The 15,028-nt window shown below is 41.3% G+C and carries 11 protein-coding genes; 6 read left to right on the top strand and 5 right to left on the bottom strand.

The window, feature by feature from the left end; genetic code table 11:
• Positions 1-909: 909 nt before the first annotated feature.
• On the bottom strand, positions 910-2,388 hold the full coding sequence (locus OQ279_RS12910; RefSeq protein WP_266070360.1) for a helix-turn-helix domain-containing protein: 1,479 nt from the start codon (positions 2,386-2,388) through the stop codon (positions 910-912).
• 118 nt (positions 2,389-2,506) lie between these two features.
• Here OQ279_RS12910 and aceB point away from each other — a divergent pair, with 118 nt between their 5' ends.
• From aceB to OQ279_RS12885, 5 genes are all read left to right on the top strand, one after another.
• Positions 2,507-4,105: a malate synthase A gene (aceB, locus tag OQ279_RS12905; protein WP_266070359.1), complete on the top strand. Its 1,599-nt coding sequence runs from the start codon at positions 2,507-2,509 to the stop codon at positions 4,103-4,105.
• Between the two features lie 73 nt (positions 4,106-4,178).
• Positions 4,179-5,804: an isocitrate lyase gene (locus OQ279_RS12900; protein ID WP_266070358.1), complete on the top strand. Its 1,626-nt coding sequence runs from the start codon at positions 4,179-4,181 to the stop codon at positions 5,802-5,804.
• A 90-nt stretch (positions 5,805-5,894) separates the two neighbouring features.
• A complete protein-coding gene (locus OQ279_RS12895; RefSeq protein ID WP_266070357.1) occupies positions 5,895-7,070 on the top strand; it encodes a pyridoxal-phosphate-dependent aminotransferase family protein in 1,176 nt (391 codons plus the stop codon).
• Between the two features lie 477 nt (positions 7,071-7,547).
• The gene (gene rimO, locus OQ279_RS12890) at positions 7,548-8,903 is read left to right on the top strand and encodes a 30S ribosomal protein S12 methylthiotransferase RimO (protein ID WP_266070356.1); all 1,356 of its coding nucleotides are present in this window, start codon (positions 7,548-7,550) and stop codon (positions 8,901-8,903) included.
• A gap of 230 nt (positions 8,904-9,133) precedes the next feature.
• The gene (locus OQ279_RS12885; RefSeq protein WP_266070355.1) at positions 9,134-9,553 is read left to right on the top strand and encodes a hypothetical protein; all 420 of its coding nucleotides are present in this window, start codon (positions 9,134-9,136) and stop codon (positions 9,551-9,553) included.
• Between the two features lie 232 nt (positions 9,554-9,785).
• Here OQ279_RS12885 and OQ279_RS12880 read toward each other — a convergent pair whose 3' ends face one another.
• The 4 genes from OQ279_RS12880 to OQ279_RS12865 form a co-directional block, all read right to left on the bottom strand.
• Positions 9,786-10,844 carry a class I fructose-bisphosphate aldolase gene (locus tag OQ279_RS12880; RefSeq protein ID WP_266070354.1) on the bottom strand — a complete coding sequence of 353 codons (1,059 nt, stop codon included), beginning with the start codon at positions 10,842-10,844 and terminating at the stop codon, positions 9,786-9,788.
• A gap of 88 nt (positions 10,845-10,932) precedes the next feature.
• Positions 10,933-11,613, bottom strand: a complete 681-nt coding sequence (locus OQ279_RS12875) for a TIGR02117 family protein (protein WP_266070352.1) — start codon at positions 11,611-11,613, stop codon at positions 10,933-10,935.
• The gene (locus tag OQ279_RS12870; RefSeq protein WP_266070350.1) at positions 11,610-12,854 is read right to left on the bottom strand and encodes a cysteine desulfurase-like protein; all 1,245 of its coding nucleotides are present in this window, start codon (positions 12,852-12,854) and stop codon (positions 11,610-11,612) included. Before OQ279_RS12870 ends, OQ279_RS12875 begins: the two co-directional genes overlap by 4 nt.
• Positions 12,844-13,524 carry a TVP38/TMEM64 family protein gene (locus OQ279_RS12865; protein WP_266070348.1) on the bottom strand — a complete coding sequence of 227 codons (681 nt, stop codon included), beginning with the start codon at positions 13,522-13,524 and terminating at the stop codon, positions 12,844-12,846. The genes OQ279_RS12870 and OQ279_RS12865 overlap by 11 nt, the downstream gene beginning before the upstream one ends.
• Positions 13,525-13,822: 298 nt before the next feature.
• Here OQ279_RS12865 and OQ279_RS12860 point away from each other — a divergent pair, with 298 nt between their 5' ends.
• Positions 13,823-15,022, top strand: a complete 1,200-nt coding sequence (locus OQ279_RS12860; protein ID WP_266070346.1) for a porin — start codon at positions 13,823-13,825, stop codon at positions 15,020-15,022.
• Positions 15,023-15,028 lie beyond the last annotated feature (6 nt).

Raw genomic sequence — 15,028 nt, 5'->3', positions numbered from 1 at the left:
GGTACGACCCCTTCAGGGTCGAAGGTTTGCTAACTTACGGTTGAGGTTATAAACGTGTAATCCCTTCGGGATTAATTAATAATCGGTATAAATGATCTCAACGCAATGGTCTGATGTTGACAAAAAACCAGGGGATAAAAGGTACGACCCCTTCAGGGTCGAAGGTTTGCTAACTTACGGTTGAGGTTATAAACGTGTAATCCCTTCGGGATTAATTGATAGTCGGTATAAATGATCCCAACGCAATGGGGTCCGATGTTGACAAAAAACCATGGGATAAAAGTACGACCCCTTCAGGGTCTAAGGCTTCCTATGAGTGAGGGTTATAAACATGTAATCCCTTTGGGATTAATTAATAGTCGGTATAAATGATCCCAAACCAACGGGGTCCGATGTTGACAAAAAACCAGGGGATAAAAGGTACGACCCCTTCAGGGTCGAAAGCCTCCTATGAGTGAGGATTATAAACATGTAATATCTTCGGGATTATTAATAATTCGGTATAAATGACCCCAACGCAACGGGGTCAGATGTTGACAAAAAACCAGGGGATAAAAGGTACGACCCCTTCAGGGTCGAAGGTCTGCCTATGAGTGAGGGTTATAAACGTTTAATCCCTTCAGGATTAATTAATTTGGTATATTGTCCCCAATGTAACGATCCGATGTTAGCAAAAAAACCAGGGGATAAAAGGTACGACCCCTTCAAAGTCGAAAGTCTTCCTACGGGTGAGGTTATAAACATGTAATCACTTCGGGATTAATATTCGGTATAATGACCCCGAAGGGGTCAGATGTTTATAGCCCAAATGTTTAGGGAATTTATTACGACCCCGAAGGGGTCGCATGTTGACCCATCACCGTTCATAATGTGAAAGAAGAAAATAAATCCGGGTTAGTTATAGCACAATCAAGACTGGAACCTGAAGTTCAATTCCTCAACTATATTTTCTATTTTTTTGTTTTTAGCTTCCCTGTCCAGGATAATCGCGGGTGCCTGCCTTACCTTGCAATCTATAATTCCGCAGCGTTCACAGGTTACGCCAACCTCCCGCCACGGGATAGCCTTATCTCCTAAAAAGTTCACTTTTCGCTCCAGTTGCTTATTAATGAGTAACCCGATACTTACACTTCTATACTGATTGTTTTTAAAAGGATCTTTAGTTGCAGATGAGATTACTAAATAGGTGGTTCCATGACTTGGATAATTGGAAATCTGCACCCCGAATTCATGATCATTTCCGCTTTTACTTATCTCTTTCAAACCTTTTAAAGAGACCCACCTTCTGCAATAATGTTCATTTGTCTCATTGGCCCGCGGAGAATGATGATGCGTTAAATGGAGTTCCTTATTTAAGATAAATTTTTCGGTTCCTTGTTTATGAGTGAACCTGAGGAAGAACAAGTTTTTTATATTAAAAGCTTTGGGCAGGATGTTGGTTAACCGCTGATAAAAAGATTCCGGGGAAGCATTGAGGGCTTCAAGCATTTGCAGGAAGTGAGCTTCATCAAATATTTTTTTTTCGAAAAAGCTTTCTAGCTGCGAGGTCAGGTTATCTTTTGGAATAATGAGTGCACCGGCAAAATAAGAGGCATAAAAGTTATTGAGTACCTGATCAAACCTCTGAAATTTAATCCACGGAAAAGTGTGCAGCCTGTCTTTTATATCCAGGTAGTTGTAAGCAATTTCTTTGGCGAATATAAAAGTGCGTTGGGCTTCGTCAATCCCGGTAGCGAGTAAAAGCGTTTTGGTTTGAGGTACAAAAACGGAGCGTAGATTGCCTAAAGCCTCATTTTTGCTCAATTCGTTGTCGTTAATCACATACCCATATTCTTCGGTCAGGATCTCTTCTAAAACTTTTGAAGTAAGAGAGCTCGTAAGATCTACCTGATAGGCTTTTGAAAAATTGAGAACCTGCTGCTCTAAATCATCAAAGTAGTTATTATTAGCTTCCTGAAATGAACGTACGGCAGCCAGGAAAAAGCTTTCCTTGCTAAAGCTGTAATGATGTGCAATTTCAATTATGGTACTTATAAACGCAGTTACTTTTGTAGGTGCGTTGGCGACTATATCTATCAGGTTACTTTCTTTAATGCCAAAAAGTTCCAGCGGAATTTCTTTTAGAATCTTCGACTGTAGTAATTCACCAATTGGTGCTAAATTTTTATCCAGCCTTAAAGAGACCATTTGGTCATATGGAACTTCCAGCTTATCTGAGAGCAGTGCTATTTTATCGGGTTTTGGATATTTTTTTCCGTTTTCAATTTCGTTAAGATATGATTTTGATAATCCCGAAAGTTTAGACAATCCAAATAGAGACAAATTTTTGTCAGTCCTTATCTGCTTTAGCTTCAGCCCAAATATGAGTTTGATATAGTCTTCTTCCATAGATCAAATATAAGGCTTTTTGCGAATCTTAATAAATTGCGAATATCTTGTTTTAGCGAACGTTCGCTTGTTTTTTAAAAAACTTTCCAGTAATATTGTCATGTAAAACGCTAAAACTATGAAAACCAAAACCTTAAAAACATCAAATTTGGAATTCTCAAATGATGTAAAAAACTACTATCCGGAAATCCTGACAAATGACGCTCTAAATTTTATAGCAGCGCTTCATGAAAAATTTAATGGGGAAAGACTTTCTCTTTTAAAAAACCGGGTAAACCAGCAAAAGGTTTTTGATGAAGGTAAGTTACCTGAATTTCCGCTGGAGACCAGATCTATTCGGGAAGGAGAATGGAAGGCAGGCAATATTCCGGAAGACCTACAGGACAGGCGGGTAGAAATTACAGGGCCTGTAGATAGAAAAATGGTGATCAATGCTTTAAATTCAGGTGCCAAAACATTTATGGCCGACCTTGAAGACAGTACTTCGCCCACCTGGCAAAATGTAATTGAAGGTCAGCAAAACCTGATTGATGCCAATAACAAGACCATCTCACTGGTAGATTCAGAAAGAAACAAATCTTACAGCCTTAACCCGGAAACAGCTGTTTTATTGGTTAGGCCCAGAGGCCTGCATTTAAACGAGAAGCACGTGCTAATCAATGGAGAGGAAACTTCGGGTAGCCTGGTAGACTTCGGTTTGTATGTTTTCCATAATACAAGAACAATGCTGGAGCATAATACTGCACCTTACTTTTATCTTCCAAAATTAGAACACTATAAAGAAGCGCGCTGGTGGAATGACGTATTTAATTTTTCACAGGATTATCTGGAAGTTCCAAAAGGTACTTTTAAGGCGACTGTTCTTATTGAAACCATTACTGCAAGTTTCCAGTTAGACGAGATCATATATGAACTTAAAGATCACATTGTGGGTCTTAACTGTGGTCGCTGGGATTACATTTTTTCATACATCAAGAAATTCAGGAACCATCCGGACTTTGTGGTGCCAAACCGGGATCAGGTTACTATGACCACTCCTTTTATGGAGGCGTATTCCAAACTCGTTATCCAGCGTTGCCATAAACGTGGGATTCACGCTATAGGCGGTATGGCTGCTCAGATACCAATTAAAAATGACGAAGAGGCCAACGCAGCCGCACTGGAAAAAGTCAGGAAAGATAAAGAGCGTGAAGTTAAAAATGGACACGATGGTACCTGGGTTGCACATCCTGCCCTGGTAGCAGTAGCTATGGCAGAGTTTAACAAACATATGCCAGATCCAAATCAACTGCACGTGACTCGTGATGACGTGAATATTTCCGAAGAAGACCTGGTAGAGATACCAAAAGGTACTGTTACAGAAGCCGGGATCAGAAAAAATATCAACGTCGGGATCCTTTATACTGAAGCCTGGCTGAGAGGTTATGGTGCCGTGGCCCTTTACAACTTAATGGAAGATGCCGCTACTGCCGAAATTTCAAGAACGCAATTATGGCAATGGCTAAAGCATGAAGTAGTGCTGGAAGACGGACGTAAATTCAATACGGAGTTATACATCGATCTGTTAAATGATGAAGCCGAAAAGATATTATCTGGTTCGGGAGAGTATTTTAATGAAAACAACCGCTACAAACTTGCTATTGAGCTTTTTGATAAGCTGGTATTATCAGAAAAATTTGAAGAGTTCTTAACGCTTCCCGCTTACAAATACATCTAAAAAAGCAATCCTGCGATTGCGGCAACAATCAGCAGGATCTAATTATTAATAATAAATAACATCTAACAAAATTATGAAAATTCAACCACAAACAAACTACCGTTCTGCATTAGAAGCTGTGAAAAAACTTAAGGAAAAGTATGGGGAAACATGGAATTCCATCAATCCCGAAAGTGCAGCCAGGATGATTACTCAAAACAGGTTTAGAACCGGTTTGGATATCGCCAGGTATACCGCAGCAATTATGAGAAAAGATATGGAGGAGTATGACGCAGATCCTTCTCAATACACACAGTCTCTAGGTAGCTGGCATGGATTTGTGGCGCAGCAAAACATGATAGCTGTTAAAAAGTACCACAAAAGCACCCGTAAAAAATACCTGTATCTTTCTGGCTGGATGGTTGCTGCCCTGCGTTCAGAATTTGGGCCACTACCAGATCAATCCATGCACGAGAAAACGGCTGTCCCTTCATTGATAAATGAAATATATGATTTCTTGCGACAGGCCGATGCGGTTGAGCTAAACGACCTTTTTAAAAGACTTGAGAAAGGAGAGGATGTGCAGGATAAAATTGACAATTTTGAAACTCATGTAGTGCCTATTATTGCTGATATCGACGCCGGATTTGGAAACGAGGAAGCGACCTATTTACTGGCAAAAAAAATGATCCAGGCAGGAGCTTGCGCTATTCAGATTGAAAATCAGGTTTCTGATGCCAAACAATGCGGGCATCAGGATGGGAAGGTCACTGTACCTCACGAAGATTTTATTGCTAAACTAAATGCCATCAGGTACGCTTTTATTGAACTGGGGGTAGAAGACGGAATTATTGTAGCCAGAACAGATTCTGAAGGTGCCGGCCTCACTCAAAAACTTCCGGTGAGTCAGGAGCCGGGAGATTTGGCTTCTAAGTATCTGGCTTTTATAGAAGCCGAAACTATCGATATCAATGAAGCCAAAGAAGATGATGTGCTCCTTAAAAGAGATGGTAAACTAATGCGCCCCGTAAGACTGGCCAATGGATTGTACAAATTTAAAGAAGGTTCAAACATAGACAGGGTTGTTTTAGATTGTATTACGAGTCTTCAAAATGGCGCAGATCTTTTATGGATAGAAACGCCCACCCCTAATGTGAAACAGATCGCTCACATGGTGAACAGAATAAGAGAAGTGGTGCCAAATGCCAAGTTGGTTTATAATAACTCGCCATCTTTTAACTGGACCCTGAACTTCCGCCATCAGGCTTATGATGAAATGCTTGCAGAAGGTGAAAATATGACCGGGTATGATAGAAATAATCTTATGGATGCAGCATATGATGGTACCGAACTATGTTTTAGGGCAGACAGGAAGATTAAGAAGTTCCAGGTTGATGGTGCAAGAGAAGCGGGAATTTTCCATCATTTGATTACCCTGCCAACCTATCATACTACTGCGCTTCACATGCATGATCTTACCGCAGGGTATTTTTCTGAAGAAGGTATGCTAGCCTATGTGAGCGGAGTTCAAAGACAGGAAATTCGTAAAGGGGTTTCCTGTGTAAAACATCAACGCATGGCAGGATCAGATCTGGGAGATGATCATAAAACCTTCTTTTCAGGAGAAAAAGCCCTGAAAGCAGGGGGTGAAAAGAACACCAGTAACCAGTTTAAAGAACAGGAATCTGTTACAGAGCGCGAACCCGTTTTGGACAAATAATACTTAAAATAATAAATGCGATATTTAAGGAGATCGCATTTATTATTTTAGAACAGCTTATACAGAAGATTAACCTCAGAAAAAAGAAGAATGAAAGGCAGAAAATTACTTATGATTCCCGGCCCCATAGAATTTGAACCTGAAGTGTTACAGGCCATGGGAATACCTACTAATAGCCATGTAGCACCAGACTTTATTGAGATTTTCGGGAATAGCCTGGAGCTAATGCGGGAGGTATGGAAATCTCCTACCGGGCAACCTTTTATCGTTGCCGGGAGTGGCACCCTGGCTATGGATATGGCCGCTGCCAATCTAATTGAACAGGGAGATCGTGTGCTGGTAATTTCTACAGGATACTTTGGCCAACGCTTCAGGGATATTATGGAACGCTATGGCGCAAAGACCACCTTTCTGGAAGCACCATTAGGCGAAGTGGTAAGCCCTGAAGGTATAGAAAAAGAGCTTAAAAGTCAGCAATATAAAGCCTTGACAATTACTCATGTCGATACTTCTACCGGAGTACTTGTAGATCCTGAACCCATTGCAAAACTAGCGAGGAAGTACAACACGCTAAGTATCTTAGATGGCGTTTGCTCGGTTGCAGGAGAAAAGATCAATCAGGAGGAATGGGGGCTTGATGTGGTTTTAACAGGATCTCAAAAGGCCATTGGTGTACCTCCGGGACTGGCGCTTCTGGTAGCCTCCCCGAAAGCTATGCATGTCTGGAAAAACAGGAAATCGCCGGTAGCCAATTATTATGCCGACTGGAATAACTGGTTGCCCATAATGAAAGCTTACGAAGAAAGAAGGCCTTCATATTTTGGAACGCCGGCAGTGAATTTAATTGTTGCTCTTGAAACCAGCTTGAAAATAATAGCTGTAGAAGGTATCGAAAAAAGGGTAAACCGGCATTTCAATCTGGCAAAAGCCTTCCGGGCAGGTATTTCTTCCTTAAATCTCGAAATACTGCCCAAAAGCGATGAAGTAGCCGCTAATACCCTTACGGCAGCTTACTATCCATCGGGAATTGAAGGTGCTGCCTTGCTTTCAAAAATTGCTCAAAGCGAGGTGGTACTGGCGGGTGGGCTTCTGCCAGAGATAAAAACCAAATATTTCAGGATTGGTCATATGGGATCAGTTTCAGCAAATGATTTACTTGCTGTCTTGGGTGCGTTAGAACTCGCACTATTAAAATCAGGACATCAAATTGAGCCTGGAAAAAGTTTACAGGCATTTCAACAGCAGCTTTTAAAATCTGACCGATAGTTCCTTAAATTAATCTTCTAATGAAAAATACCTTCCAAAAATGACATTTTTGGAAGGTATTTTTGGTTAATAATCGGGCACGGATTACAAATCTACTCGTCACGGATTACAAATCCGCGCTAACAGTGCAACTTCTACGGAATTCTGCACATTAAATGGAAACATCTTCTGAAGCAATTTTACTGAAATTTATTTCCGGGAAGTTACTCGTCACGGATTACAAATCCGCGTCGGCTCTGTTTTGTTTCTGCGGAAATCTTCGGGAAGTAGTTAAGATAAAAAAGAGTTGTAGTCCATAAGATCTTAATCTTCAGTAATTCAGAAAAATACAGATGATTCGAATTTCAAAAGCTTAAGTTGTAAGATGATATATTTCTCATTTTTGATCGTATCTTTGCAGCCGCTTTGAAGAACCTCTTTTTTCAAAACCTCCCAGGTTTTGGAAACCTGTAAGGTTTGACGATGAAAAATTGAAGTATGAGAACAAAGTCATTAAAAAAGAACAGGATCAACGTGGTCACCCTTGGCTGCAGTAAGAACGTCTACGACAGCGAGGTGCTTATGGGCCAGCTGAAGGCGAACAACAAAGATGTGGTGCATGAGCAGGAGGGGAATATCGTGGTGATCAACACCTGTGGCTTTATTGACAATGCAAAAGAGCAGTCTGTAAACACCATTTTAGAGTATGTAGAGCTGAAGGAGCAGGGAGAAGTTGATAAGGTTTTTGTTACCGGATGCCTTAGCGAGCGCTACAAACCCGATCTTGTAAAAGAGATCCCCAATGTGGATCAATACTTCGGAACTACCGAATTGCCTGAACTGTTGGCCGCTCTTGAAGCAGATTATAAGCACGAACTTATTGGAGAACGTTTAACCACAACTCCAAAGAATTACGCTTACCTCAAGATCGCCGAAGGTTGTGACAGGCCTTGTTCTTTTTGTGCGATTCCGCTTATGCGTGGGAAACATAAATCCACGCCCATTGAAAATCTGGTGGCAGAAGCTAAAAAACTCGCCGCTCAGGGTGTGAAAGAGCTTATTCTTATTGCGCAGGATCTTACATATTACGGACTTGATCTTTATAAAAAACGAAACCTGGCCGAACTTCTTGAAAACCTGGTGAAGGTGGAGGGAATTGATTGGATCAGGTTGCACTACGCTTTCCCAACAGGTTTTCCTATGGATGTACTGGAGGTGATGAAGCGGGAGCCTAAGGTTTGTAATTATCTGGATATTCCGTTGCAGCATGTTTCTGATGATTTGCTGAAGTCTATGCGCCGCGGAACCACCCATGAAAAAACAACGAATTTACTGAAGGAATTCCGTGCTAAGGTGCCAGAAATGGCAATTAGAACGACTCTTATTGTTGGATATCCCGGAGAAACTGAAGCTCATTTTGAAGAACTGAAGCAGTGGGTGAAAGACATGCGTTTTGAGCGCCTGGGCTGTTTCACCTATTCGCACGAAGAAAATACGCACGCTTACAATCTTGAAGATGATGTGCCGCAGGAAGTAAAGCAGGAGAGAGCTAACGAGATCATGGAAATTCAGTCGCAGATCTCCTGGGAACTGAATCAGCAGAAAATAGGGCAGACCTTCAACGTTGTTATCGACCGAAAAGAAGGCGAAAACTACGTGGGAAGAACCGAACATGATTCTCCCGATGTTGATAATGAAGTGCTGATAGATGCTACCAAAATATACCTGAAGACAGGAGAGTTCTACGAAGTAAAGATCACAGATGCCGCCGATTTTGACCTTTTTGGAGAACCGGTGAATGTGAATATCGAGAAGCCTAAGCGGAAGGAACTTTTTAAAAAAGTGATCCAGTAATTAGAAGGTAGATTTTAGAAGTACAAATTAGAATTAATACAGGGGCTAAACCTGAAAAGCTATTTGACTTTCTGGTTTTCTTAAACAGGATTTTTGCCACGAATCCACGAATAAATTTTTTGAAGTAAAATTTTAAACCTAACAGGTCACAAAGACCTGTTAGGTTTTTTTTATACGGGAGGTTCTAAACGAAAAAGAGTTATTATTGTATAGAAGTTTAGCTCTTGCCTATGATCAAAATTATAAGAAAGCGACATTTCTTCAGGCAACATTATAACCTGATCCTGGGTTTACTGTGGCTCAGTATTGGAATTGCTTATTATTTGGTCGAGGGGACTAAGGGTTTTAATATTTTATCTGTTTTTAACCTGCTAATAGGATTAGCATACCTGGCAATTCATTTTTATCAGAGAGATCGCAATCAGGAATTTATTGCCTGGAATGAGGAGCAGGTGATCCTGAGCAAATTGCAACTTAAACCGGTAACCTATTCCAGAACCCAGATTAGCAGAATCACAATTACTAATAGCTATTTTATTCTCCATACCAATTCAGAGACTCCCGGAGAAACAATGGAACTTACAGGCTATAGTGAGAGTGATCTTGATCTGCTAAAATCCCGGTTTCCTAATCAAAAGATTTCAGCGTAATTTTTTATGAGGATACCGTTCAAAGAGATCCTGAAATAAATTCAGGTTGACTGGGATTTTTCAGGAGTCACGCTTAAATATTTCAACATCAACGGATAAAACCTAACAGGTCTCAAAGACCTGTTAGGTTTGTGGTGTTTAATAGTATTTAAAAGTTCCCGTAAGACCTGCAAGGTTTTCAAAACCTTGCAGGTCTTAAAACATCTCAGTACTCAATACTCACTTCTCAATACTATGCAATAGTGATCTCATCTGTCAAATACACCTCCTGCACACTTTGCAGGATCTCAACGCCATCTTTCAACGGCCGCTGAAATGCCTTTCGGCCCATAATTAATCCGCTGCCGCCGGCGCGTTTGTTGATCACAGCTGTTTTTACTGCTGACTTAAAATCTGAGTCGCCCTCTGAGCCACCGCCAGAGTTAATTAGTCCGATTTTGCCCATGTAGCAGTTCGCCACCTGCAGGCGGCACAGGTCAATGGGATGATCTGTAGAAAGACTTTCATACATTTCTTCGGAATGCTTGGCAAAGTTGATGTCCTGAAATCCGAAATTGGTGGTAGGTAATTTTTGTTTGATAACATCAGCCTTGATAGTAACGCCAATATGGTTTGCCTGCCCTGTAAGATCGGCGGCAGAATGGTAATCCTTTCCGTCCTTTTTGAAGGCTGAATTTCGGGTGTAGCACCATAAAATTGTGGCCATTCCCAGTTGATGGGCTTCTTCAAAAGCTGCAGCTACTTCCTGAATTTGCCTTGTGCTTTCCTCACTTCCGAAGTAAATAGTAGCGCCAATCGCCGTCGCGCCCATGTCCCAAGCCCCTTTCACGCTTCCGAAGGGAATTTGATCGTATTTATTGGGATAGGTGAGTAGTTCGTTGTGGTTGATCTTTACCACAAAGGGAATTTTATGGGCGTATTTACGTGCGTGTAAAGCCAGGCCGCCAAAAGTGGAGGCAACCCCGTTACAACCCGCCTCAATAGCAAGTTTGACGATGTTTTCGGGATCAAAATAATCCTTGTTCTTGTAAAAAGAGGCTGCAGCACTGTGTTCAATTCCCTGGTCTACAGGAAGAATGTTGAGGTATCCTGTACCACCAAGGGCACCGTGATTGTACAACTGCGCCAGACTTTTCAACACCTGCGGATTACGGTCACTTTCAGCAAAATTTTCGACACTATTAGGTCCTGGAACTGTCAATCTCTCTTTTGGGATCTTTTTACTGGTATGCTCCAGTAAATTTGAAGCATCATCTTCCAAAATTTCTGTGATCTTATCGATATAACTCATAATTAGAAGGTTTTTATTGGCTATGAGTCTGAAGTTAAGATTTTTAAGGAAGAAGGCTTTGCTGGCGCTTCTTAAAATATGTATAAATTCAGCGATACTGGTAAAAAATTCCGTCGTCAAAAGGCGTCCAGAGGCAGGCCCTTAAATCGGCATTTTTGAGACCGTTATTGATCCAGGTATTGCAGGTGTAGAAAGAATTTAGAGATCTTTTTGCATGAAAGAAAGCATCATTTTGATTGTAATGAAGATCTCTTACGGGAATCACCCCACCTGCAGCGTTAATTTCAAAGCTCTTAGCCACATAACTTACCAGGTCGCGATATTGTTCTTCAGAAATATCTACGGAAATAACAGGCTGAGTGAATCTTGGCATTGGCTCAAAAGTGACATGCATAGCCGAAGGAGTGGGCAGGAAGACCGCTTTCATGGCTGTTGGAAAGCTGAGGTCGCTCCATTGCGGGGTGGTCTGGTAGAATTCGAGATCGCCCCAGCCAAAAGAAATGTATTCAAAATTTGCCCTTTTTGAGGGGATATGTTGGGGAGAAACCAAGGTTTCCCAATCCATTATTTGATTTTGAACCGGAAAAATAAAATCGGTATGTGCTCCGTTGGTGCGAAGGTAGATGGTGATATCTCCTCCCTGCGGCTGATCTTTATTGACCGGGATCACCGAACCTATAACGGCCGATACAAAGTAAAGCAGCATGAGCAATAAAAAGGCGAGCAGCCCTTTGGCAAAAAACTTTATGATCCTCTCCAGGATCTTCATATTTTTCTTTGCAGCAGTTCCTTTAATGCTGTTTTGAAAATTTCTATTTCATCGAGGGTATTGTAGGGCGCAAATCCTATACGTATCCATCCTCCTGTTTCCATTACCGGAAAAACTTCGGCCATGGTAGAAGCATAGAAATGCCCGTCGCCTATACAGAGGTTGAATTTTTCAGCAAAGAATTGCGTGGCTTCGCGGGAGTGAATTCCGTCGATCCTGAAAGCGAAAGTCGGTGTTTTTATAACTTCCGAAGAAGCGCGGTAAAGCGTTACTTCAGGAATAGATTTCAGGAATTCCTCCAGGGAATCCATCAATTCCTGTTCATGAGATTCTATTGCTTCCATTCCTGCTTTTAATCGCTGTCTCCGGGTATCGCCGGTTCCTAAACTTTCGAGAAAACCAATGGCACCGCAGAGGCCGGCAATGGCTTCATGGTTTTGAGTTCCGGTTTCCAGCTTATACGGAATTTGATTGGGAGCCGGTTGTAACTTTGGAATTTCCAGGGTCTCAAAAATGGCTTTTTTGATAGCCGCTATTCCCAGGTGTGGACCGAAGAACTTATATACCGAACAGAAAAGAATATCGCTCTCGAGATCCTGCTTGTCAACCAGAAAATGCGGTACTGCGTGTACAGCATCGGCAATGGTGATGGCATTTACCTTTTTTGCCACCTTAAAAATTTTCTTCGCATCACTAATGGTGCCGGTAAGGTTGGAAGAAAGCCCTATGGCTACAATCCTGGTTTTTTCATTGATAATTGTATCCAGGTTTGAAAGATCGTGGGTGAGACTTTGTTTATCAACAGGAATGAATTTTACGGTTGCGCCGGTTTCTTTTGCCAGGTGGATCCAGGGATCTACATTGGCCCTGTGATCAAGTTGAGTGACAACAATTTCATCTCCTTGCTTCAGCAGAGGCCTAAGGCTGTGGGAAACCTGGAAAGCCAGGCTGGTCATGTTCTGACCAAAAGCGACTTCTTCAGCAGAACAATTCAGTAGATCACCCACAGCTTGTTTAGCTTCCTCTAAAAGGGCATCTGTCTTTATACTGGTAGCAAAAGTGCCGTGCAGGTTAGCCATTCCGGTTTCAATATATTCCAGCATACGGTCAATGCAGGCCTGTACCATTTGCGTGCCGCCGGGGCCGTCAAAATAAATGGGGAATACCTGTTCTTTATTCCTGAAATTCAAAGCCGGGAACTGCGACCGTACCTCATCTATACGAAACTTTTTATTTGGCATGTTTTCTTCTTCTTTTATGGTCTATATAAATGTAAATGGCGTAAAGAATGGCGCCTACGCCACCAACCCAATAAAGCCCGTTCTCAAGTTTATCAATATCGGTCGAAAAATATCCTACAGCCAGGGAAAGAGGGATCATTCCGGCGTAAGTGGCTATCATGAATTTTTTGTAATCCATTTTAAAGATACCCGCAATAAAAGCTATGGCATCATTTGAGAAAAACGGGGAGATGCGAAAGAGTACTACAGTTCCTGAGCTGTAATGCGTGATCCAGTATTTCCATTTTTTCTGTTTTTTTTCACTAATAAGTTCAAATCGCTTTCCTATATAATATCCCAGGCTAGAAGCTATCCCCACGCCTATAAGATTGATCAAAACTCCCCACCAGAAACCGTATGCCAGTACCCCCACAATAATTGGGAGCCAGGAAGGAAAAATGATCAGGAACATTTGAAGTACAATGAACACGATAATGGCCAATGGCCCCCAAACGCCAAACTGCTTTACGTAATCTTTTATCCTTTCCCTGTCTTCACTCAATAATACATCCCAGGCTTCTTTTACTGTGTCCTGGAAAGGGGGATGTGTAAAATACAGAATGACCAGGAAAAGGAGGATACTTCCGCTAAGAATAAAGGACAGGTATTTTTTTATAAAGTTTTTACTCAAATCAGGTTTTAAATGGACCTACAAATTAATTACTTTTTGAACAGCCTCCGCGGTAATTAATATTATTCTAACGTCTTACAAGGGAAAAATTAAACTTTACTTCATCTTTATTTAACACGCAATAGGTAAAAACGTCGCATTTTTGAACCACAATCATATAATCTTAGTTTTTGTCGATTTAGATGTATGAGGTAAGGTTGCTCTTTAGGGGGCAACCTTTTTACTTATTAGTAATCTGCTGGTAACGTTCTCTTAACATTCAATCCTGTTCTTTGTTGCCGACAAAAACTAAGAAATAATGAAAATTACTACCGGCCTATTTTCGGTTTTAGCCTTTTTAATTTCATTGCATGTGCAGGGACAGGATCTTACAGAGAATACTTTTGGAAAGGGTCTTGTTAATGTAGTGGCAAAAGACAGCTCTTACAGTGCAAATTTCTCTTTAAGAATGCAATCCCTGTTTACTTCTGCCTGGAATATTTCTGAAGATGATGGCTTTGGAGATGTAGAAGCTAATTTCCTGGTTAGAAGAGCCCGCTTAAAATTTCAGGGGTTTGCTTACACCCCAAAACTTACTTACAAACTGGAGCTGGGATTATCCAATCGTGATATTTCCGGAGCATCAGTCTATAATGGAGATACCCCCAGGTACATACTGGATGCAGTGGTTAAATGGAATTTCTACGAAAACTTTGAACTTTGGGCAGGGCAAACCAAACTTCCCGGCAACAGGGAGCGAATTATTTCTTCCGGAAGCCTTGAAACTGTAGATCGTTCTCTGGTGAACAGCAGGTTCAATATAGACCGGGATATGGGAATACAGTTGCACCATGAAATTTATCCCGGAGGGAATTTCATCATTAGAGAAGCCATTTCTATAGCCCAGGGAGAAGGAAGAAATGTTACAGCAGGAAATATTGGAGGATTGCAATATACCGGAAGGCTCGAATTATTGCCTTTTGGAGACTTTGCCGACTATACCGGGGCCGATTTTGCCAGGGAAACAACACCCAAACTTGCGCTGGGAATATCCTATGATTATAACAATAATGCGGTGAGAACGAGATCTAACTCGGGTACCTATATGCTTACCGATGACGGATTTTTTGAGACAGATATTACCACCTTTTTTGTGGATGCTATTTTCAAATACCGCGGAATTTCGGCCATGGCTGAATATGCACATCGTGCCGCAGACGAAGCTTTTGCCACAAATGCCGATGGCACTTTAACCGGAGATGCTGTAAACATTGGAAGTGGATTTAATGTACAGGCCGGTTACCTGTTTAAGAATAACATTCAAATACTGGGTAGATATACCACCATTGATCTTGATGACCAGGTGACCCAGCTGGTAGAAGACCAGTATACGCTGGGGCTTTCAAAGTACATCGTAAAACATAAACTAAAGGTGCAGACAGATATTAATTACACCGACCTTAATCTTGGTCTTGACGACAATCTTATTTATAGACTACAATTCGAATTTCATTTATAAAAACAA

The sequence above is a fragment of the Salinimicrobium profundisediminis genome (assembly GCF_026241755.1).
Lineage (GTDB): Bacteria > Bacteroidota > Bacteroidia > Flavobacteriales > Flavobacteriaceae > Salinimicrobium > Salinimicrobium profundisediminis.
The sequence above is the reverse complement of the archived record's forward strand: the minus strand, read 5'-3'. Positions and strand labels throughout refer to the sequence as shown.